At 60.8% G+C, this 20,601-nt stretch carries 19 protein-coding genes and 1 pseudogene; 7 read left to right on the top strand and 13 right to left on the bottom strand.

Annotated features, from left to right (window positions below):
• Positions 1-627 precede the first annotated feature (627 nt).
• From NW806_RS05035 to NW806_RS05025, 3 genes are read right to left on the bottom strand one after another with little or no spacing between them, the layout of a single operon-like run.
• The gene (locus NW806_RS05035) at positions 628-2,208 is read right to left on the bottom strand and encodes a chlorophyll a/b binding light-harvesting protein (RefSeq protein WP_414410246.1); all 1,581 of its coding nucleotides are present in this window, start codon (positions 2,206-2,208) and stop codon (positions 628-630) included.
• A gap of 48 nt (positions 2,209-2,256) precedes the next feature.
• The gene (fldA, locus tag NW806_RS05030; RefSeq protein WP_414358087.1) at positions 2,257-2,766 is read right to left on the bottom strand and encodes a flavodoxin FldA; all 510 of its coding nucleotides are present in this window, start codon (positions 2,764-2,766) and stop codon (positions 2,257-2,259) included.
• Positions 2,767-2,822: 56 nt separating this feature from the next.
• Positions 2,823-3,857, bottom strand: coding sequence for a chlorophyll a/b binding light-harvesting protein (locus NW806_RS05025; RefSeq protein ID WP_414410245.1), 1,035 nt, complete (start codon positions 3,855-3,857; stop codon positions 2,823-2,825).
• Positions 3,858-4,287: 430 nt separating this feature from the next.
• Here NW806_RS05025 and NW806_RS05020 point away from each other — a divergent pair, with 430 nt between their 5' ends.
• The gene (locus NW806_RS05020; protein ID WP_414410244.1) at positions 4,288-5,481 is read left to right on the top strand and encodes an imelysin family protein; all 1,194 of its coding nucleotides are present in this window, start codon (positions 4,288-4,290) and stop codon (positions 5,479-5,481) included.
• A 363-nt stretch (positions 5,482-5,844) separates the two neighbouring features.
• Here NW806_RS05020 and NW806_RS05015 read toward each other — a convergent pair whose 3' ends face one another.
• On the bottom strand, positions 5,845-6,024 hold the full coding sequence (locus NW806_RS05015) for a hypothetical protein (RefSeq protein WP_414410259.1): 180 nt from the start codon (positions 6,022-6,024) through the stop codon (positions 5,845-5,847).
• Between NW806_RS05015 and NW806_RS05010 the strand changes: the two genes are divergently transcribed.
• A complete protein-coding gene (locus tag NW806_RS05010) occupies positions 5,986-6,120 on the top strand; it encodes an MGMT family protein (protein ID WP_414410243.1) in 135 nt (44 codons plus the stop codon). The genes NW806_RS05015 and NW806_RS05010 overlap by 39 nt on opposite strands.
• 116 nt (positions 6,121-6,236) lie before the next feature.
• Here NW806_RS05010 and crtH read toward each other — a convergent pair whose 3' ends face one another.
• From crtH to NW806_RS04990, 4 genes are all read right to left on the bottom strand, one after another.
• Entirely contained in the window at positions 6,237-7,784 is a 1,548-nt protein-coding gene (crtH, locus tag NW806_RS05005; RefSeq protein ID WP_414410258.1) for a carotenoid isomerase, read from the bottom strand.
• 94 nt (positions 7,785-7,878) lie between these two features.
• Positions 7,879-8,808 (bottom strand): ABC transporter permease, encoded by a 930-nt coding sequence (locus tag NW806_RS05000; protein ID WP_414395939.1) that lies wholly within the window; start codon positions 8,806-8,808, stop codon positions 7,879-7,881.
• A complete protein-coding gene (locus NW806_RS04995) occupies positions 8,802-9,923 on the bottom strand; it encodes an ABC transporter ATP-binding protein (protein WP_414410242.1) in 1,122 nt (373 codons plus the stop codon). Before NW806_RS04995 ends, NW806_RS05000 begins: the two co-directional genes overlap by 7 nt.
• 76 nt (positions 9,924-9,999) lie before the next feature.
• A complete protein-coding gene (locus tag NW806_RS04990; RefSeq protein ID WP_414410241.1) occupies positions 10,000-10,833 on the bottom strand; it encodes a PD-(D/E)XK nuclease family protein in 834 nt (277 codons plus the stop codon).
• A 215-nt stretch (positions 10,834-11,048) separates the two neighbouring features.
• Between NW806_RS04990 and frr the strand changes: the two genes are divergently transcribed.
• Entirely contained in the window at positions 11,049-11,597 is a 549-nt protein-coding gene (gene frr / locus NW806_RS04985; protein ID WP_414348012.1) for a ribosome recycling factor, read from the top strand.
• 54 nt (positions 11,598-11,651) lie between these two features.
• Positions 11,652-13,544 (top strand): annotated as a pseudogene (locus tag NW806_RS04980) (CBS domain-containing protein); the annotation flags it as partial.
• A 796-nt stretch (positions 13,545-14,340) separates the two neighbouring features.
• On the opposite strand, the gene cbiB reads toward NW806_RS04980, so the two are convergent.
• Positions 14,341-15,267: an adenosylcobinamide-phosphate synthase CbiB gene (cbiB, locus tag NW806_RS04975; protein ID WP_414410257.1), complete on the bottom strand. Its 927-nt coding sequence runs from the start codon at positions 15,265-15,267 to the stop codon at positions 14,341-14,343.
• A gap of 49 nt (positions 15,268-15,316) precedes the next feature.
• A complete protein-coding gene (locus NW806_RS04970; RefSeq protein WP_414395941.1) occupies positions 15,317-15,781 on the bottom strand; it encodes an RrF2 family transcriptional regulator in 465 nt (154 codons plus the stop codon).
• An 88-nt stretch (positions 15,782-15,869) separates the two neighbouring features.
• Between NW806_RS04970 and rsmI the strand changes: the two genes are divergently transcribed.
• Positions 15,870-16,778, top strand: a complete 909-nt coding sequence (gene rsmI / locus NW806_RS04965; protein WP_414410240.1) for a 16S rRNA (cytidine(1402)-2'-O)-methyltransferase — start codon at positions 15,870-15,872, stop codon at positions 16,776-16,778.
• Between the two features lie 4 nt (positions 16,779-16,782).
• On the opposite strand, the gene atpD is transcribed toward rsmI, so the two are convergent.
• Entirely contained in the window at positions 16,783-18,210 is a 1,428-nt protein-coding gene (gene atpD, locus NW806_RS04960; RefSeq protein ID WP_414395945.1) for a F0F1 ATP synthase subunit beta, read from the bottom strand.
• 169 nt (positions 18,211-18,379) lie between these two features.
• Positions 18,380-18,709, bottom strand: a complete 330-nt coding sequence (locus NW806_RS04955; RefSeq protein ID WP_414410239.1) for a gas vesicle protein GvpV — start codon at positions 18,707-18,709, stop codon at positions 18,380-18,382.
• A 100-nt stretch (positions 18,710-18,809) separates the two neighbouring features.
• On the opposite strand from NW806_RS04955, the gene NW806_RS04950 reads away from it, so the two are divergent.
• Positions 18,810-19,298, top strand: coding sequence for a pentapeptide repeat-containing protein (locus NW806_RS04950; RefSeq protein ID WP_414410238.1), 489 nt, complete (start codon positions 18,810-18,812; stop codon positions 19,296-19,298).
• Here the strand turns inward: NW806_RS04950 and NW806_RS04945 are convergent.
• Positions 19,295-19,606: a hypothetical protein gene (locus NW806_RS04945; RefSeq protein ID WP_414395950.1), complete on the bottom strand. Its 312-nt coding sequence runs from the start codon at positions 19,604-19,606 to the stop codon at positions 19,295-19,297. The genes NW806_RS04950 and NW806_RS04945 overlap by 4 nt on opposite strands.
• Before the next feature lie 198 nt (positions 19,607-19,804).
• Between NW806_RS04945 and NW806_RS04940 the strand changes: the two genes are divergently transcribed.
• A complete protein-coding gene (locus tag NW806_RS04940; protein WP_414410237.1) occupies positions 19,805-20,521 on the top strand; it encodes an aldehyde oxygenase (deformylating) in 717 nt (238 codons plus the stop codon).
• Positions 20,522-20,601: the final 80 nt, after the last annotated feature.

Here is a 20,601-nt window from a genome sequence, read left to right as displayed (position 1 = left end):
GGAAACACACTTATCGTCGTTGATCCGGCGTATGCCAAACGTAGTTCCCCCTTTGTGGGGATCCCTAGAAATTGGAAACTCCTATAATAGGTCCACCGACCGTAAAACTCTTCCCAGTTCCCCCTTTGTGGGGATCCCTAGAAATTGGAAACGCTCCAAACCCTTCAAGAGGCCCTCCTGGCCGCAGTAGAATGTTCCCCCTTTGTGGGGATCCCTAGAAATTGGAAACCCGATGAGATGTACCGGTCGATCCCAAGCTTTTAGGTATTCGTATAGCAGCGTCACGACTGTCTCCAAACTACAGGGCTCATCCTGGGTTTGGTGATACTCCCAGTAGGCTACACGGAAACATTTTCCCAGGGATCCCAACAGAGGCCGATCGAAAAGCTTTAGACTGGGAGAAACGCCCAAATAAAGTGCTTCAAAAGAAGGCGCAGAAGCGGAACCTAAGCTCATTTTAGCCATCCCATTTCGACGGTCGAAAGATTAAAGTTGCTGGCTGACAAAAGCTTCATAAAAAAGGGTTATCGGATCCAGAAGCCGGCAGGCAAAAGGTAGAGCCAGATCTCGACAGAGAGGAGGGGATGAGGATCTCCCCTCCCTGCTTTGAGAAGCCTCAACCCTCCTTTACAGCCCCGGCAAAATCTGGGCTACCACATCGCCGCTGCCCAGGAGCATGTAGGCAAACAGGGCACCGCCAACGCCGCCCACCAGAAACCCTCCGGCCAACTGGCTCCAACCGGCGCGGGTGCGCAAGTTTTCCGGCAAATCCTCAGAGCCTGCCGGCACGCGCACCGGCTGAGGGGATCCCTGCGATTCGGCCATCAGTTGCACGCCCGGCGTCGGATAGGCCACCTCGCCGTAGGGGGTATTGACCACTGCCACCAGCCGCGAGCGAGGAAAGGACACCCGTCCGTAAATGGAGAGACAAACCGTCAGGATCAGCACCAGGCCGATGGTCGCCAGCGTCCCTGCCGTCAGGGCCTCCTCCGAATTCCGCAGCGGACTCAACTTGTAAAACGGCCCCACTAGGAAGTACCCATGAGCCATGCCGATCTCCAAGCCGCGCAAAAAAGGAGAGAGGCCCTCCCGGTAGATGGGCAGGTTTTGCAGCAGCAGCAGGGTGAGATCGCCCCGGTTTACCGGCGTGTCCAAGTTGCCCACCTGCGGATCTGTGGCTCGCACCCAGCCCCCGTGCTGGAAGTCAAAGCCGCTGGCTGCCGCCCGCGCCCGGATGGCATGCCAGATGTGCCCCGCCAAAAACAGGATCCCCAAGACAAAGTGGGCTGTGGCCAACCAGGTGCGGCTGCTCACCACACCCATCTCGTCGGCAGCCAGCCCCAGCGGCCCGTAGAAAGCCACCGGATAGGCGATCTCGTTGACGCTGACAAAATAGGCCGCCAAGATGCCCATGTAGGCCAGGGCCCCCAGGCTGTAGGAGAGGTAGGCTTCGCCCGAGTAGATCAGCACCTGCTTGGCCCAGGCAAAGGGCCGTGTGGCTATGTGCCACCATCCCCCCAGCACACAGAGCAGGCCGACATAGATGTGCCCTCCCACCAGATCTTCCAGATTGTTCACGGCGGCCATGCCCTGCTGGCCCATGAGCGGCGTCAGGTAGGCAAAGATCCGCAGCGGATTGAGGGTGGGATCCGTAACTACGCGCACGCGGCCCAGTTGAGCATCGTACAGCCCTCCCCAGAAGAGCGCTTTGGCCACCAGCAACCAGGCCCCCAGCCCCAGCAGCAGCAGGTGGATCCCCAGGATGGTGGTCATCTTGTCGTCGTCTTCCCAGTCGTAGCCGAAAAACTCGGCAAAGGTTTCTCCCTTGGCCAGCACCTCCGGCCCCAAAAGGGCGTGGAAGATCCCTCCTGCCCCCAGCACCGCCGAGGCAATCAGGTGCAGAACGCCCACCACAAAAAAGGGATAGGGATCCGTGGCCACCCCCTCTGCATTCACGCCGATGCCCAACGTGGCCAAATGGGGCAGCAAGATCAGCCCCTGGCTGCCCATGGGCTGAGCCGGATCCCAGTGGGCCACCTCAAACAAAGTCATGCCGCCGGCCCACAGCATGATCAACCCCGCATGGGCCACGTGGGCCCCCAGCAGCTTTCCGGACAGATTCACCAAGCGAGCATTGCCCGCCAGCCAGCTCACCTGAGGGGATCCCTCAGCAGAGGTAGGCGATGAAGATAGAACTGCGCCAGTCATGACAAACTCCCACAGTATCCACAACAAGCTAAGAAGCCGAGTTTGAGATTACAGATTGAAGAGTGTTTTGAGTTTGGCCGTCCACTCTTTAATTCGTTTTTCCGTCAGCTCCGGCTGATTGTCTTCATCCAGAGCAAGGCCGACAAACTCGCCGTTAACCACTCCCTTGGACTCATTGAACTCGTAGCCTTCTGTAGGCCAGGAGCCGACGTTTTTTCCGCCGCGCTCGGCAATTTTTTGGGCCAGGATCCCCATGGCATCTTGAAAGTTGTCGGGATAGCCCAACTGATCCCCAACTCCAAAATAGGCTACCGTCTTACCGGAAAAATCGATTTCATCCAAATAGGGGAAAAACCCATTCCAATCGGCCTGCAGCTCCCCGATATTCCAAGTTGGACAGCCGATGATTAAGTAGTCGTACCTATCAAAGTCCTCAACCGTGGCCTCGGCAATGTTGATCAAATCTACATTGTCTTCGCCCAGCTCTTTTTGGATCATCTCAGCGGCTCTCTCGGTATTTCCGGTTTGAGTGCCGAAAAATAGACCTACTTTTGCCATTGCTCCTACCTCGAAACTGCAAGTGCAAAGCTCAAAATCAGATGGCTAGATTGCCGTTAGGCCTGCTGCGCTGCAAGTTCTACTCTGCCGGTACGGAAATTGAACCCTCGCGCTTTCAGGGCATGGAACAGGTGGCCCTGAAGGAAGAAAAAGGCCAGCCAAAAATGGGCATTGGCCAGCCAAACCCTAGATGTGAGAGCTCCCCCTTGCTCAAAGAAGGGATAGCGATCCAAGCCCACCTGCAGCAGCGGCCCATAGAAAACTTCGGGATAGACCACTGGGTTAACGGCAACGAAATAGGCGGCAATAAATCCCATCAAGGCCAAAGCTCCCAAGCTGTAGGAAAGATAAGCTTCCCCAGACCAGATAAAAATCCGTTCTGCCCAGGCAAAAGGCTTGGTCGCGATATGCCAAACCCCACCTGCCACCAGGAGCAAGCCCAGCCAGAGGTGGCCGCCCACCACGTCTTCTAAAGTGTCCACCCCGGCGATCCAGTGGCGCCCTTCTATGCCCAACAGGTGGCCAAAGGGGTTCCAGTTGGGAGACACCAGGCGCACCTCTCCTGCCACCGGGTCGAACAAGCCGCCAAACACCACTGCCTTGAGCACCAAAAGCCAGGCTCCCAATCCCAGCAGCACCAGGTGGATCCCTAGGATGGTGGTCATCTTGTTTTTGTCTTGCCAGTCGTAGCTAAACAGGGGAAAGGCTTTGGGATCCAGCACCGCCGGCCCGCGCAGGGCATGAAAAATGCCGCCAAACCCCAAAAAGGCAGAGCTGATGAGGTGGATCGCTCCCACCGCAAAGTAGATATCCGTATCCAGGACTTCCCCGCCGGATCCCACCCCCAGCCCCAAGCTGGCCAGGTGGGGCAAGAGAATCAGCCCCTGCTCATACATCGGTCGGCTGGGGTGAAACTTGGCCAACTCGATCAGGGTCATCGCCCCTGCCCAGAGAACGATCAGCCCGGCATGGGCCACATGCGCCCCCAGCAGCCGGCCAGAAAGATCGGTCAAACGGGCGTTGCCCGCCCACCACGGGATCTGTTGTTGCGAGCCAGATCCCCCTTCTTGCTTGAGTGTCGTCGCTGTCATCTCCGCTCCTCTTGCGTTTCTAAACAAGCTTTTCTAGGAAAAGGCCAGAGACCTTGCCCCAGGCCCGCCTCTGGCCGCACGGACACATCCTTTCGAGACACGTAACCAACTGTTGAGAGTAAATCTCAACAGCGAGCTGTGACCTACTCTAGGCTTCTTGCAAACAAATATCAATGTCTTTAGAGTTAAGTTTTGTTAAGAGTCGGACTTGTATCCGCCCATAGCCCCACCTGGGGAAACTGCAGATGGAAGCTGGCCCGCAGAGGGACGAGCCGGGCGATCCGGTGGCAGCCGGTGATAAAAATCTCTCCCTTCTTAAGATTGAGTCGCAATAGCTGGATTACAATCAAGCCAAAGTTGGCCAAGTCGAGGGCGAAGGAGTCGGAGGAGATGTCGAGGTATCTGAAGCTGTGGACGGGGATAGGGCTTTATGTTCTGGTCAGCGGGGCCGCTTGCGGGGAAACCCAATAAGGATCCCTCGGCTGCGGGCGGCGGGGATCCACCGGCCCTGAGCCAGGCTTCGCCTCAGCAGGCAGCTCAAATGAACCCGGAGTGTCGGCCTATCCCGGTGGATGGCGGCGGCGAGGGTGGGGAAGAAGGGGCAGGCTCTCGCCGGCCAGCCGTTGTGCTCTCTCCTGAGCAGCGGTTTCAGGATCGGCAGATTTTGCTCGACTTTGCCGATCAGGTGGTGATCCCTGCCTATGAGCAGTTGGTCGCCGATACCCAGGCCCTGTCTCAGGCCATCCAGGCCTTCGTGCAAGATCCCAATGCCCAGACTTTGCAAGCGGCTCGCCAGGCTTGGTCTGTTGCCCGCATCACTTGGGAGGAGAGCGAGGCTTTTGCCTTTGGGCCGGCGGCTTATTTGGGGCTGGATGCGGATTTGGACGAATGGCCCCTGAACGAGGTGGAGGTGCTGGAAGTTCTCAACAGCGGCGATCCCCTCACTCCAGAGACCGTGGCCGAGTTGGAAAGCGGGCAAAAGGGATTTCGTGCCGTGGCCTTCTTGCTCTTTGGCGTGGATAACAACAAGTCTTTGCAAGACTTTACCGAGCGGGATCGGGAGTACTTGGCTGCCCTTGGCCCAGTTTTGGCGGATACGGCGGCAAAGCTGCTCAAAAGCTGGACAGAGGGAGTGCAAGGGCTGCCTGCTTTTCGCGAAGAATGGGTAAAAGCCGGCGAGGGCAGCAAGAGTTATCTCACGCTGCAAGCTGCTGCTGAAGAAATAGCCCAAGGTATTCTCGGCATGTTGGACGAGCTGGGCAAGGTCAAAATTGGCGAAGCCTTCGCCCAGCAAAATCCTTTTCTGCTGGAAAGTCGCTTTGCCCACCATTCGCTGCCGGAGTTCCAGGCCAATGTGCGCAGCGTTCAGTATGCTTACTTGGGCGGATTTAGAGATAGAAAAGGTCGTGGCCTGAGCCAATTTGTCCGGGACATCAATCCCAATTTGGATAGTCAAATTCAGTCGGAGTTACAAGCAGCGGCGGCGGCTCTCCAGGGGATCCCTGCCCCTATCGAAAAAAGCCTTTGCGATGCCAATGCCCGTGGATCTATTACTGCCGCTATGGAAAAAATTGAAGACGCTTTCGACAGCTTTGCTCAGGAAGTTGTGCCGCTCCTGCAGTAGTAAGAAAGTCCCAAAAGAGCTGAGTTGCCGATATTTTGATAGCCGATGCGTCGTCTTCTCCAGATTTTCATGGTTCCCCCTTTGTGGGGATCCCTAGAAATTGGAAACCGAACGGAGCACCGGCTACATCGTGGACGCGGTCAACGTCGTTCCCCCTTTGTGGGGATCCCTAGAAATTGGAAACATGCTCACCATGCTTAGCGCATGGCGAATGATGTCACCGTTCAGGTTCCCCCTTTGTGGGGATCCCTAGAAATTGGAAACTCTCGCGCAATCTCTAAGGAAAGACAACCGCAAGACTTGAAGTTCCCCCTTTGTGGGGATCCCTAGAAATTGGAAACAACCGCCAGGTGCTCCCAAACTTCACGCGCCTGTGCAGCGTTCCCCCTTCGTGGGGATCCCTGGACAGCCGACGACGAGATCCCCAGCACCCAGGGCGTAGAGCGTCTCTGCCGTCTCCTCCGTCAAGCACACGATGCGCTCTGGCAATCGCGGTCGCGGAACATGTCTGCCAATTATCGGGATTGCTTCGAGCGAGTCCACAAAGTGGTTTGCCAGATTCTGGCAGGCAAAGTTACTACCTACGGTCACCTTGCCGAGGCCCTGGGGGTACGCTCCGCTGCACGCAGGGTCGGTTGAGCGCTCTAGGCTGCCCGCTTCGATGCCTCACCCCGACGCTCATGCAAGAGCTCTCGCAGTCGGAAGGGGTTCAATGCAAGACGACTGCGGGGGGTTCCTAGAAATTGGAAACAGCTTTAGGAAAGGTCCGCCGCTACCCGGTGGGCGCAGGCAAAGCCAGAGAAAGCGACGGCGTTGAGTCCCTGGCCAGGGAAGGTGCTATCCCCCACGCAGTAGAGGTTGGGGATGGCCGTGCGGTTGAAGGGCATACCCAAGAGGCCGCAGGGAGTGCCGCGAGGGATAGGGCCGTAGGTACCATTAACGCGGCCTAAGAAGCGGCGGTGGGTGCGGGGCGTGCCCACTTCCTGAAGTTCAATGTGGGATCCCAGCTCTGGCCAAAGGGCCTCCAGGCGGCGGATAAGGCGCTGGGCTGCCGCTTGTTTTTGCTGCCGGTACTGCTCTGGGCTCAAGCCCTGCCACGTCTGCATCCAACTGGGGGTAAAGGCGTGGACAATGTGGCGGCCTGGTGGGGCCAGCTCCGGATCCAAAAGGGTGGGGATGGAGACGAAGATCGTGCCCTGCTCCGCCTCCATGGCTTGCCAGTCTTCGAGAAGAATGTGGTGGCAGTAGCGCTCACCGGCCAGGGCCTCGGCCCGCACCCCCAAGTGCAGGCTCAAGAAACTGGGGGACTGTTGATAACGACTTTGCCAGCGCCGCTCCGCTGCCGGCAAGGATCCCGGCCAGAGGCGGCCAAAGGTATCCCAGCGGGTGGCATTGGAGATGATCTTGCGCGCAAAGAGCTTTTCCCCCGTGGAGAGCTCGACGCCCACGGCCCGGCCCCGTTCTGCCAAAATCCGCCGCACCGACGCTCGGTAGCGGATTTGCCCCCCGCAGGTCTCTAGCCCCTGGGCCAGCTTTTGAGCAATCTGCCCCACCCCTCCCTTGGGGTAGTTGACGCCACCGTAGTGGCGGTCGCAGAACACCATGCCAGCGTTGATCATGGGCGTGCGCTCCGCCGGCACCACCGACCAGCAGTAGCACTCCATATCCACAAAGCGCAGCAGCGCCGGATGGCGGAGGTAGCGCCGCGCCACCTGGCCCACATTCACCGGCAAATAGCGGGCCAAAGTCAGGCAGGCGCGCGGGTGGCCGACAAAAGAGCGCCAGAGATAGCCCCACTCCTCCAAAGAGAGGAGCTCCATGGCGTTAAGGCTGTTGAAGATAGGCCAGAAGCTGTCGTAAAAACGGCGGATGCCGCCCGCTTCCTGAGGGAAATAGCTAGCTAGCTCCTGCAAAAACTCCTCGTAGTTCCGGTGTACGCGCGGGCTGAGCCCCTGGGGCAGGTGGTAGGCAATCTGCACGGGGTCGGGGATGGATTCCAGAGTTTGGCCCACAGCAGCCAGGGCACGGGTGAGCAGGTTGGTGGTGCCTTGAGTGCCCAGGCCAAAGATCATGGAAGCCCCGACGTCGAAGCGATAGATCCCGTTGCCGTTGGGATCTGGGCGCTCGAAGTAGCCAGCGCTGCCACCGGGGATGAGGTATTTTTCCAAAACCAACACCTGGTAGCCCTTGGCCGCCAACTGGGTAGCTGCCACCAGGCCACCAATCCCAGCGCCAATGACAATGACATCCCAAACAGAAGGGGGGGAAGCGGGAGGTGCCGCAGCTTGAGGTCGAGAAAACAGCGTCTGGGTCAAGGGATCCCTCTAGCGCAACGCCAGTATCCTCAACCTACCAGAGCTTTAGGCAGCATCCGCCATCCCATCTCAGGGCAGCGACTTAGATTAGATCTTCCAGGCCGCGGCTGCCGACGTAGCGGCTGTAGGCGTAGACTAGCCCCAGGCTCAGGCCAGTAACCAGAAAGCTAAGGGCCGCTCCAAAGGGGTAGTCCAGGCTCGCGCCAAACTGCATCTGAATGACATTGCCAATCAAGAGCGTCTTGCTGCCCCCCAGCAAGTCGGGCACCACGAACATGCCCAGGGCCGGGATCCCAACCAAAATCAGCCCCGCTGCCAGCCCCGGCAGCGTCTGGGGAAAAAGCACCCACAGGAAAACCTGCCAGCCGTTGGCGTAGAGATCCCGTGCCGCCTCGGCCAGGCGCCAGTCGATGCGCTCCACGGCTGTGTAGAGAGGCAAGACCATGTAGGGCAAGAACGTGTAGATCATGCCCAGATACACCGCCAGCCAACTGGGGTAGAGAGCCGTCTGGGGCGGAATCCAGCCCAGCCAGGCCGCTAGCCGCGCCGGCCACCCCTCCGGGGCCAACACCACCATCCAGGCGTAGGTGCGGATCACCAAGTTGGTCCAGAAGGGCACCACCACCAGCGTCAGCAACAGATCCCGCTGTCGGGGCGGGTGGGCGGCGATAAAAAAGGCCAGGGGATAGGCCAGGAGCACACAGAAGAAGGTGGTAACTGCCGCCACCAGCAGGCTGCGGCCCAGGATCTGCCAGTAGATGGGCGTCCACCCTAGGGGACCGTAGCCAAGAGCGCGCAGGTAGTTGGCCAGCGTCAAGGGCAGGCCCACCTGGCCAAACTCGCCGCGGCTGAGAAAGCTACAGGCCAAGAGCAGCAGCCCCGGCAGCACCAAAAACGTTACCACCCACAGCACCCCCGGCCCGGCAAAGATCAGGCTGTGCAGCAGCTCCTGCCAGGGCGTGAGCAATTCCCCGGCGCGCACTTGGGCAGGCTTCTCCAAGCGCTTCAGCATGGGGAGTCCTCCCGCCGGGGATCCGGCCGCAGGCGCACCAAGTTTTTGGGAGGAAGATGGGCCACCAGGGCCTCCCCAATGGCAAAATCCTGGTCTTCGATGTCGGCGTTGAGGGTGAGGGCCTTGAGCTGCTGGCCGCTAGCTGTGCGCAGGAGGTACTGGTTTTCCGCCCCCGTGTAGATGAGGTTTTCCACCCGCACGGGCACTTGGTTGGGCAGCAGATCCCAGCCGCTCCGAGAAAGCCGAATCTTTTCCGGTCGAATGGCCAGCTGCACTGGCTCCAGGGTGGGTTGGATCCCGAGCACCTTGAGCTTGCCCAGGGGCGTCTCGACGCAGTCGGTGCCGCAGGCGATCCCTTCAATGAGGTTGCTGGCCCCCAAAAAGTCGGCCACAAAGGCTGTTGCCGGGCGCTCATACACCTCGTCAATGGGGCCCACTTGCTCAATGCGCCCAGCCCGCATCACCGCCACCCGGTCGCTGGTTACCAAGGCCTCCTCTTGGTCGTGGGTCACGAAAATGAACGTCATGCCCAGGCGGCGCTGCAACTCGCACAACTGCACCTGCAGCTGCTTGCGCAATTTGGCATCCAAAGCTGAGAGCGGCTCGTCCAATAGCAGCACCTCTGGCTCATTGACCAAGGCGCGGGCTAGGGCCACCCGCTGCTGCTGCCCGCCGGAGAGCTCCTGGGGCTTGCGCTTAGCCAGATCCCCAATCTCTACCAACTCCAAAGCGGCGGCCACCCGCTTGCGCAGCGCTTCCCCCCGCACTCCCCGCATGCGCAGGCCAAAGGCGACGTTCTCTTCCACGGTCATAAAGGGAAAGAGGGCATAGCTCTGAAACACGGTGTTGACGTTGCGCTTGTGGGCAGGCAGATGGCCCACCGGCTGCCCTCGGATCACCACCTCTCCGCCATCGGCAACCTCCAGGCCAGCGATGATGCGCAGCAGGGTGGTCTTGCCGCAGCCGGAAGGGCCCAAAAGGCCAAAAAACTCCCCCCGCTGAATCTGCAGGTCAATGCCATCGAGGGCCACAACATCGCCAAAGCGCTTGCGGATTCCTCTAAGCTCGACACTCCATTGGCAAGCCTGGGAGAGGTCAGCAACGACACCGGCCATTGCAGTTAACAGCCCTGCTCAATTCTTAACCCAGTATGCAAGTTGGCGGCGCCAGGGGGATGGGGAGGCCGGCACCCTACCGCCATTCTGCCTCTGGTGTTTCTTCCCCTGAGGGCTCCTGGGCTGCCCAGACCCAATCCGTGAGATTTTGGTCGGGGATCCCTTGCCCCATTAGCCCGTGGCAGCGGGCGCAAAACAGGCAAGCAGCACAGCGCTCGCCATAGGGTAGGGGAGGGAAGTCCTGGGCCTCCAGTTGCCGCAGGCGGTTCAGGGTAGCTTTGAGGTGGGCCAGATCCCGCTGGTAGGCAGCAGCGCTGTAGCGCAACTGAAAAGGCCGCTGGGGGTGTTGCACATACCAAAGGGTCAGTTGCACCTGCTCCGGCTCAAAAGGGCCTTCCAGGGGCAGTTGGTGGGCCAACCCACACACGAGCAGCGGGTAGAGGCGCACCTGCCAGTCCTGGGCCAACTGTTCGTCGGGCGGGCGCTGCCGCTCCGTTTTCCAATCGACAATGTGCAGGGATCCCGGCGCAATCACCAGCCGATCTAAGCGGGCAGTGAGGTTAAACCCCTCAATCCGCTGCCAGAGGGGCAATTCCGCCAACACCCGCCCCTGCGGTTGGGCATGGGGACTGGCCAAGAACACCTGCCACCACTGGCGTACTGTTTCGTCTAGGGCCGACAGGCGCGGCTCCACCTGCTGCCCGCGGCTATACCACTCCACCAGGCGGTGAAACTGCCGTCCCCGCTGCTGCTCCACTTCGTGCTCAAAGGCATCGGCGGCAGGCCAAATTAGCCGCTCTAGGTACACGTAGCAAAACAAGCGGGGGCAGTAGTCGAATAGCGACAGGGCCGAGGCCGAGAGGTTGACCTCATCAAGACTCCACCTCAGCGGGGAAGGAGCAGCGAACATGGCTCAAGGAGAAGCATTATGGCCATTCTATTGGACTGCTAGGGGGTCGGCTGCCAGGAAAAGAGTGGCCTCTGGATCCCCAAGGGGGGCTAGACAAAGCGATAAAAGCTAGACAAAGCGATAAAATTAAACTCAGGCTCACGCTAGAGGTCTTGGTTTTTTGCCGCTAGTGGCCGAGCGTCTGCAAACTGTCTTACTTAAGCGAGGAAAACGCCGTGGAGCTAGCTGAGATCGAGGAGTTAATGAGCAAAGCGGTGCAGGCCACCCAGCGTTCCTTTAGCACGGTGCGCACGGGGCGAGCCAACGCCAGCCTACTGGATCGGGTTCAGGTGGAGTACTACGGCGTTCCCACTCCCCTGAAGGCGCTAGCCAGCATTACCACTCCAGATGCCAGCACTCTCCTGATCCAGCCTTTTGATCCCTCGACCCTGGCAGCAATTGAGCGGGCCATCCTCGCCTCCGACCTGGGCCTGACGCCCAGCAACGACGGCAAGGTCATCCGCCTCACCCTCCCCCCCCTGACGGAAGAGCGGCGCAAAGAGCTAACCAAACAGGTGGCCAAGCTGGCAGAGGAGGGGCGGGTTTCCATTCGCAACATCCGCCGCGACGCCATTGACGCCGTGCGCAAGCAGGAGAAAAACGGCGAGATCTCCGAAGACGAGTCCAAGAGTCGGCAAGAAGAGATCCAAAAGTTGACCGACCGCTACATCAAAAAGATTGATGAGCTGCTGGCGGAAAAAGAAAAGGAGCTGACCACAATCTAAACGCCCCTTTCCATTACTTTTTTGGGCCTAGGCCAGCAAGGCGCTGCTGCCAGCATGGATCTCATCCTGTGTCACCAGTCGGCGGACTTCGACACCTTGGGAGCGGCGGTGGGCGCAGCACGGCTGTATCCAGGCGCCCGCATTGCCCTAGCTGGCGGATCCCTGCCGGGAGTGCAGGAGTTCTTGGCCCTCTACCGGGACGAGTTCCCCCTCATTGAGCTGCGCTCGGTGGATCCCCGACAGGTTCAGCGCTGGATCTTGGTGGATTGTTACGATCCGGATCGCCTCGGTAAGGCTGCGGCCTGGCTGAGCGTTCCTGGGGCAAAGATTGAGATTTTCGACCACCACCTGCCTGCCACCTCGCTGGAGGAGGTATGGCCGCAGCAGCAGGTCAGCGCTCACATTGAAGCCGTGGGCTCCACCTGTACCCTCCTCGTGGAGCGGCTGCAGGCGGCCGGGATCCGCCTCAGTCCGTTTGAGCGGCTGGCCCTGGCCTTGGGCATTCACGTGGACACGGGATCCCTGACGTTCCCAGAGACCACCGCCCGCGACGGTGCTGCCCTCACCTGGCTGTTGCAGCAGGGGGTGAACCTGGTGCTGTTGCGGCGCTTTTTGGGGGACGGCCTCACCCCGCCGATGCAGGAGCTGCTTGGCCAGGGGCTTGCCCAGATCCAGGTAGAGACGGTGGGGGAGTACCGCTTGGGCACGTGGCTGTTGGATCTGCCGGAGTTTGTGCCTGGCCTGGCCGGCCTGGTGATGCGGCTGATGGAGCTGACGGGGGTGGACGTGCTGCTCTTGGTAGCACGGCAGGGGGAGCGGCTCAGCCTCATTGGGCGGGCGCGGCAGGAGTTTGCCCAACTGGGCCAGGTGATGGCCCGCTACGGCGGCGGCGGCCACGACTGCGCGGCGGCAGCCACGCTGAAAGCCTCCCCAGGCTGGCCCTTGCCCGATCCAGCCCAGGTGCTGGCCGACCTCAGGCAGGCGGTTAAGGAGCGGATCCCGCCGCCGGTGACCGCTAAGGATCTGATGTCCTCGCCGGTGCGCACCATCCGACCGGAGGTGACCATCCAGGAGGCCCAGCGGGTGCTGCTGCGCTATGGCCACTCCGGCCTGGTGGTGGTGGATGCCCAGGGCTGCCTGGTGGGGGTGATCTCGCGGCGGGACATTGACATTGCCCTGCACCACGGCTTTGGCCATGCCCCCGTTAAGGGCTACATGACCACGGAGGTCAAGACCCTCTCCCCCGATACTCCGCTGGCGGAGATCCAGCGGCTGATGGTGCAGTGGGACATTGGCCGTCTGCCCGTGCTCCAGGATGGCCAGTTGGTGGGCATCGTTACCCGCACCGACGTGTTGCGGCACCTGCACGAGCTGCCGGCTCTCTCGCCCCGGTTGGCCGCTCCTGAGCTTTCCTGCCCCCTGGATCTCTCCTTTCCGGCCCTGTCGCTGCAGCACCGCCGCTTGCTGGAGGTGGCGGCCCGCCTTGCTGACGAAAAGGGTCTGCGGCTGTATCTGGTGGGGGGAGCGGTGCGGGATCTGCTGCTGCACCAGTGGGGTCGGCAGCCTCCCTCTTGCCTGGAACGGCTGGACCTGGACTTGGTGGTGGATGGGCCTTACCCCTCAACCTCCCCCGGGACGGATCCGCCAGGCTGGGGGTTGATCCTGGGGAAAGCCCTCAAGCAGCACTTCCCGGAGGCGCGCTTGGAGATCCACGGCAAGTTCCAAACCGCCGCCCTGATCTGGCCAGGGGGCTTCTGTGTGGATATTGCCAGCGCCCGCACGGAGTTTTACCCCTACCCGGCCTCGCCTCCTGAGGTGGCCATGGGATCCATCCACCAGGATCTCTACCGGCGAGACTTTTCCATCAACGCTCTGGCCCTGCGCCTCAACGGCCCCCAGCGGGGTCAGTTGCTGGATTTTTTCGGCGGGCAAGCTGATTTGCAAAAGGGGATCATCCGCGCCTTGCACCCCAACAGCTTCATCGAGGATCCCACCCGCATCTACCGGGCAGTGCGCTTTGCCGTGCACCTGAGCTTTAGGCTGGATCCGACAACAGAAGAGTGGATCCGCGCCGCGGTAGCTAGCGGCCTGCACGACGCTGTCGGCGGGGAGCGCCTCAAGCAGGAGCTGGCCTACATCCTCCGCTCTCGTGACTGGCCCTTGGCCTTTGAGCGGCTCTCGACGTGGGGAGCCCTACGCTGCATTCATCCCAATTTAACCTGGGAGCCCTCCCTGTACCGGCGGCTACAGCGGGTGGGCCGCTGGGCGTCTCACTTCCGCCGCCGCTACCCCGAGCTGGGATCCCAGGAAATCTGGCAACTGCGCCTGGAAGCCCTGCTTCTGGCGCTGCCCCAGGCGCCCCAGGTGGCCAGCCAGCTCCACCTCACCCAGGCAGGCATCGAACGCCTCCGCCATTTCCCCTCCTACCAGACTCTGCTGGCGCAACTGGAGAGTGGATCCCTCTCCCCAGCTCAGGTGGTGCAGCTACTGCAGAGGCTGCGCATCCCGGCGCTGATCCTGTTGGCTGGGCTTGCCGACAAGCCAGCGCGGCGGCTGATCTGGCGCTACCTGCAGGAGTGGCACTGGGTAAAGCCGCCTCTTAACGGCCACGATTTGCGTCGCCTGGGCTACAGGCCAGGCCCTCTGTTTCAGGAGATTCTGGATGGCCTGCGCTACCTTACCCTCAATGGCAAGCTCTCCACCCGCGCTGAGGCAGAAGCCTGGCTACGGGAACACTACCCTCTCAATCCCAAAGCCTCCAGAGAAGGGCCAGCCCCACCCCTAGACCGCTCCACACTCCCAAAACCTGTCGCAGCAACTGCAAACTTTCCCGCACCACCTGGGGGCTCAAGGGGCGAGCCGGGATCCCCAACTTCGGCTTAACCTTGGGAACGCCGCGGTAGAAGTTGGTGCCTCCCAACTGAATCTGCAGCCGCCAGGCAAAGGCCGCCTCGCTCCAGCCCGAATTGGGGCTGGGGTCTGCCTGACCGTCGCGGCGACAGCGCTGCCAAAACTCCCAGGGATCCCCGCCGAGCAGCGCCAGCGTCAGTACCGTCAGCCGGCAGGGTAGCCAGGTCAGGAGATCCTCGCAGCGGGCTGGCACTGTGCCCAGGTAGGTAAAGGGGGCATGGCGATAGCCCACCATGGAGTCCAGCGTGCTGCTGGCCTTGTAGGCCAAAGCCAGCGGCGCTCCCCCCAGAAAGGCGTAGAACAAAGGGGCCGTTGCCCCGTCAGGGGTATTCTCTGCCACGGTCTCGATCACCGCCCGCAAAATCTCTGGCTCCGTCAGGTGCTCCGTATCCCGGCCTACGTAGCGGCTAAGGCGTTGGCGGGCCTGGGGCAGATCCCCCTTTTCCAGGGAATCCAACACTTCCAAGGCGGCAAAGCGCAGGCTGCGCCCCCCTAGGCAACTGGCCATCAATATGCTCTGCATCAGGATCCCTGCCCAGGGGTGAAGAGCCTGGGCGATGGCAATCAGACTCCAGCCCGCCGCGTAGGAGCCCGCCACCAACGCCAAGGTGAGCATTGCCCCGCCCCAGCGCTGGGCTGAGGGAGTTAGGCAGTGCTGGAGGATATAGCCTTGGCCCCAGGCAATTACCGCCCCCATGACCCGCACTGGGTGAGGCCACCCCCAGGGATCTGCCAGCAGGTAGTCCAGGGCCAAAGCCATCGCCAGCACCAGCGGGGCCGTTGGCTGAGCGGGGAAAAACAGCCAAGCTTCAGACCACAAACTTTCCCTCCTGGCTTTGGGCTGCCTGCCAACTGCGGGCGTCAAAATACAAATCTTCCAGGGTCGTTTCCTCCAACACCTGCCGCACTCGCTGGGCAATCCGTGCCCAGAGGGCCGCCGTTACCCAGTCCGCTCCCGCGCCGGCGCTTTCTTGAGGAGCTCTTGCCCCCTCCGAGCTGTTGGTGCGGAGATCCAAGGACTCCCCCACCGCCGCCAAAATGGCGCTAATGGGGATTCGCCGCGGCGGCCGTGCCAGCCGATAGCCCCCCTGCGCCCCTCGCTGGGAGCAGACCAAGCCAGCTTGGCGTAGCTCTATCAGCAGCTTTTCCAAGTAGGGGGCCGGGATCTGCTGTCGCTCGGCAATCGCCCGCACCGACGCCCTCTGGCCCTTGCTAAGCATCGCCAGATCTAGCAAAGCCTTGATGCTGTAGGTGGCTCGCGTCGTCAGGCGCACCGGCAGTCTCTTCTCCCTTTTCCCCTCGATCCTGTCACAGGCAGCTAGCCTGGAGATCTCAGGATCCCCTTAGCCTTAAGGCTTGGCCATGGAGCGCCCCAGCGCCGCCCTTTACTTAGTGGCCACTCCCATTGGCAACCGCGAAGATATCACCCTGCGCGCCCTGCGAGTTTTGCAGGAGGTGGACTGGGTGGCGGCGGAAGACACCCGCCACTCCGGCCAGCTGCTTAGCCACTTTCAAATCTCCGCTCGCCTCATGAGCTACCACGAGCACAATGCAAGCCGGCGGATCCCGCAAATCCTCAAGTACCTGGCAGCAGGGCAGTCAGTGGCCCTCATCAGCGATGCCGGCACACCTGCTCTTTCCGATCCAGGCCAGGAGCTGGTGCGCGCCTGTATCCAAGCTGGGATACCGGTGATCCCAATACCTGGCCCTGTGGCGGCGGTGGCCGCGTTGACAGCTTCGGGCTTGCCCACCGACCGATTTGTCTTCGAGGGCTTTTTGCCCCTCAAGCCCCGTCAGCGCCAAGCACGCCTGCAGCAACTGGCCCAGGAAGAGCGCACCATCGTCCTCTACGAAGCCCCCCACCGCCTGCAGCGGACTTTGCAGGATCTCCTCGTGCACTGCGGCCCTCAGCGGCAGATCGTGCTGGCCCGCGAGCTCACCAAATGGCACGAGTCCTTTTGGCGGGGATCCCTGGCCGCTGCTCTGGAGCACTGCCTAGCCCAGCCGCCGCGAGGAGAATTTACCCTGGTTTTGGAGGGACGGCCTTGCTCAGAAAAAGCCGAGGAGCTCTCCCCTTCCGAGGCAGAAGTGCGCCAGGAGCTGGCTCGCCTGCTGGCTAAGGGCCTGTCCCGCTCCGCTGCCAGCCGGCAACTGGCCCAGCGTCTGCAGGGATCCCCCCTCTGGACGCGGCGCCGCCTTTACCAGCTTTCCTTGCAGTTGGAGCCCCTTCCCAGCGGGGATCCCGACGACGAGGCGGAATCCCTGGGGTAGGGGATTACCTGGACTTGAGCTTCTCGGCCTTCTCGATGGCCTCCTCGATGGTGCCCACCAGGTAGAAGGCCTGCTCTGGCAGATGGTCCAGCTCTCCCGACAGGATGCGCTGGAAGCCCTTGATGGTATCCTCCAACTTCACATACTTGCCAGGCGAGCCGGTGAACACTTCCGCCACGAAGAAGGGCTGCGACAGGAAGCGCTCGATGCGGCGGGCACGGGCCACCACCAGCTTGTCTTCTTCAGAGAGCTCGTCCAGGCCCAAAATGGCGATGATGTCCTGCAGCTCCTTGTAGCGCTGCAGCGTCTGCTTCACGGCCCGGGCGGTGTTGTAGTGCTCTTCCCCCACAATGTCCGCCTGCAGGATGGTGGACGAAGACTCCAGGGGATCCACGGCTGGGTAGATGCCCTTGGCCGCCAAGCTGCGCGACAGCACCACGGTCGAGTCCAGGTGGGCAAACGTCGTCGCCGGTGCCGGATCGGTCAGGTCGTCGGCAGGTACATACACTGCCTGCACGGAAGTGATGGATCCCTGTTTGGTGGAAGTAATCCGCTCCTGCAGGTTGCCCATTTCCGTAGCCAAGGTGGGCTGGTAGCCCACCGCCGAGGGCATGCGGCCTAGGAGCGCCGACACTTCCGAGCCGGCCTGCACAAAGCGGAAGATGTTGTCGATAAACAACAGGACGTCTTGCTTGTTGACGTCGCGGAAGTACTCGGCCATCGTCAGAGCAGTGAGGCCTACCCGCATGCGGGCACCTGGCGGCTCGTTCATCTGGCCGTAGACCAGCGCCACCTTACTCAGCACCCCGGACTCCTTCATTTCGTTGTAGAGGTCGTTCCCCTCGCGGGTGCGCTCTCCCACCCCAGCAAACACCGACAGGCCGGAGTGCTCCTCGGCAATGTTGTGGATGAGCTCCTGGATCAGCACCGTCTTGCCTACGCCGGCACCCCCAAACAGACCCACCTTGCCGCCCTTTTTGAAGGGAGCCAGCAGGTCAATTACCTTAATGCCAGTTTCAAAGGGCTCCGGCTTGACCGTCAGCTCCACCAGGGGCGGGGCACTGCGGTGGATGGGGGCGAACTCCTTAGCTTGTACCGGCCCCTTCTGATCCACCGGCTCTCCCAGCACGTTGAAGATGCGGCCCAGGGTGGCCTCGCCCACTGGCACGGTAATTGGGGCGCCTGTATCCACCACCGGCATACCCCGCACCAGCCCATCGGTGGAGGACATGGCCACGGCCCGCACGCGGTTATCCCCCAAAAGCTGCTGGACTTCGCAGGTAACTTTGACCTTCAAGCCACTTTCGGTTGTGGCCTCCACCTTGAGGGCATTGTAGATTTGAGGGAGTTTGCCGCTGGGAAACTCAACGTCAACAACCGGTCCAATGACTTGGGTAATGTAGCCAACGTTAGCTGCAGTGGCAGTAACCATGTTGGGGTTTAGCTCCTTGTTTGCTCAGGTGTCAAAACGTCAGCGGATCCCGGTAGGGAAAGCCGGGGACGGCTTCGTTGTAGGACTTGGTTTCACTGCTAGGATCAGCCTACCACTCTATAACCAAAGTTTGGCCCCGCGGCTCTTGCCCACCCGCTGGCAAACTGGCTCAGTACTCAAAGGTCATGGATAGAAAGCGCGAGGGAGAAAAGCCGAAAGAGCTGGGCTTTGGGGAAGAAACGGGATTTCGAAAAGCCTCTGCTGCCTGCTGAAAATGCTGCAGCGCTTGTTCAATTTCCTGAAGCCGTGCCTGAATTTGCTCTTGCCGTTCCTGGAGAAACTCCAGTTCCTGATTAAGCCGCTGCTTTTCCGCTGAGAGCTGCTGCATCTCGGCATAGAGGGCAGATTCAGCTTTGCGGCGAGGGATCGAGCGCAACTTGGGCCGAGGTCGGGAGCGAGGCAGGCGAGGCAAGCTCATCGCAAGAGGTCTCGAGGGCATGTGCTTATCCTAGCGCGGTTTTGAAAAGAAGGAGAAGCTGTGTTCTTGGCAGCAACTGTCTCCCCCAGTAGGATCCGACTTGTCTAGTGGAGGAAAGGCAATGGTTGAGAGCGCAACAGAACTGCTGCAGCGCTACGGCAAGGGTGAGCGCGATTTCAGCAACAGCCAACTGCCAGGAGCTGACTTGGCTGGCGCGGATCTAGCCGGGATTGATCTGGGGGGAGCCCTCCTCCAGCAGGCCAAGCTAGCTGGGGCTAACCTGGAGCGGGCCTACCTCAGCGGCGCCGATCTCAGCCAAGCTGACCTCCAGGGATCCAACCTGCGCCTAGCCAACCTGGAGAAAGCCAAGTTGCCGGGAGCCCAACTTCAAAAAGCCAACTTGCGCGGCGCTAACCTCAGCCAAGCCGACCTCAGTGGCGCCGACCTCAGCCAGGCCGATCTAGCAGGGGCCAACCTCAGCGATGCCAACCTCAAAGGGGCCAAGCTCAGCGGCTGCAAACTCAAACTGGCCAACCTGCGCGGAGCCTGCTATGACGCCGCCACCCAACTGGAAGCAGCTACTGAGGAACTGGGCATGGTTTTTGCCTAGTCCTCCTGCGGCTCCAACTCCAAAATCTCCTCGATCTCAGCGTCCGTGTAGCCCACTGCCCGCAACTTCTCCGCCACTACCTCAATTTCCTGGGCTGCCAAATTGTGCTGGCGCACCCGCTCCCAAAGATTGGCCGCAGTCTGGAGCAACAAGCGACGGCTTTCTACCTCGAACAGTTCAAAAGCCGTTGCCAGCTCGATAGCCTGCAACACCTCCTCAGCGCTGTCAATGGGCTGATCCAGGGACTGTTCCTCCAGCTCCACCAGCAGCTGGCGCAGCCGCTCTAGGCCATCCCCAAGGGCAGACATCCTCTTGGCTCCCTCTCCCCTGCTGCCTAAGTACCCACCCTAGCAGGCTTGTCTCTCCCAACGAAAGGGATGCGACCCATCCTGTTCCAGCTAGGGCTATCCTGAGTAGAGTAACCCTAGACCAGCAAGCGCTAGGATTATTGCACAGCTAGCAAAGGGATCCCGGCGCTCGACAGCCCATCAAGGAGATGCACGAGTATGGCCCCAGCAAACGTTTCCCTCCCAGCCAATGCCACCGACACCACCCTAGACTACAGCAGCCCCGCGTATCGGCAGGCCTACTCTCGCATCAACGGCATTGTTATTGAAGGCGAACAGGAAGCCCACGACAATTACCTCCGCTTGGCCGAAATGTTGCCGGCAGCAGCAGAGGAGCTGCGCAAGCTGGCCAAGATGGAACTGCGCCACATGAAGGGCTTCCAAGCCTGCGGCAAAAACCTGAAGGTAGAACCGGACAGGGAGTTTGCCCGTGCCTTCTTTGCCCCCTTGCGGGACAATTTCCAAAAAGCAGCAGTAGCTGCAGACCTGGTGACTTGCTTGGTCATTCAGTCGCTAATCATCGAGTGCTTTGCCATTGCCGCCTACAACATCTACATCCCGGTTGCCGATGAGTTTGCCCGCAAGATTACCGAAGGGGTAGTTCAGGACGAGTATCTCCACCTCAACTTTGGGGAGCGCTGGCTGGGCGAGCACTTTGCCGAGGTCAAAACCCAAATTGAAACGGCCAACGCCCAAAACCTGCCCCTGGTCTGGAAGATGCTGCAGCAGGTGAATGAAGACATAGAAGCTATCTACATGGATCGCGAGGCCATTGTGGAAGACTTCCTCATTGCCTATGGCGAAGCGCTGGCCAACATTGGCTTTAACACGCGCGAGGTGATGCGCTTGTCAGCCCAGGGGCTGCGGGCTGCCTAACCTCCTTCCGCTTTGTGGGGATTCCTGGCTGAGCTGCGGCACTTCCTATCCTCCTTGGGGGGATCCGGAGAGGATCCACA

This window comes from Synechococcus sp. W65.1, from assembly GCF_047461615.1.
Classification (GTDB): Bacteria; Cyanobacteriota; Cyanobacteriia; order Thermostichales; family Thermostichaceae; genus Thermostichus.
The sequence above is the reverse complement of the archived record's forward strand: the minus strand, read 5'-3'. Positions and strand labels throughout refer to the sequence as shown.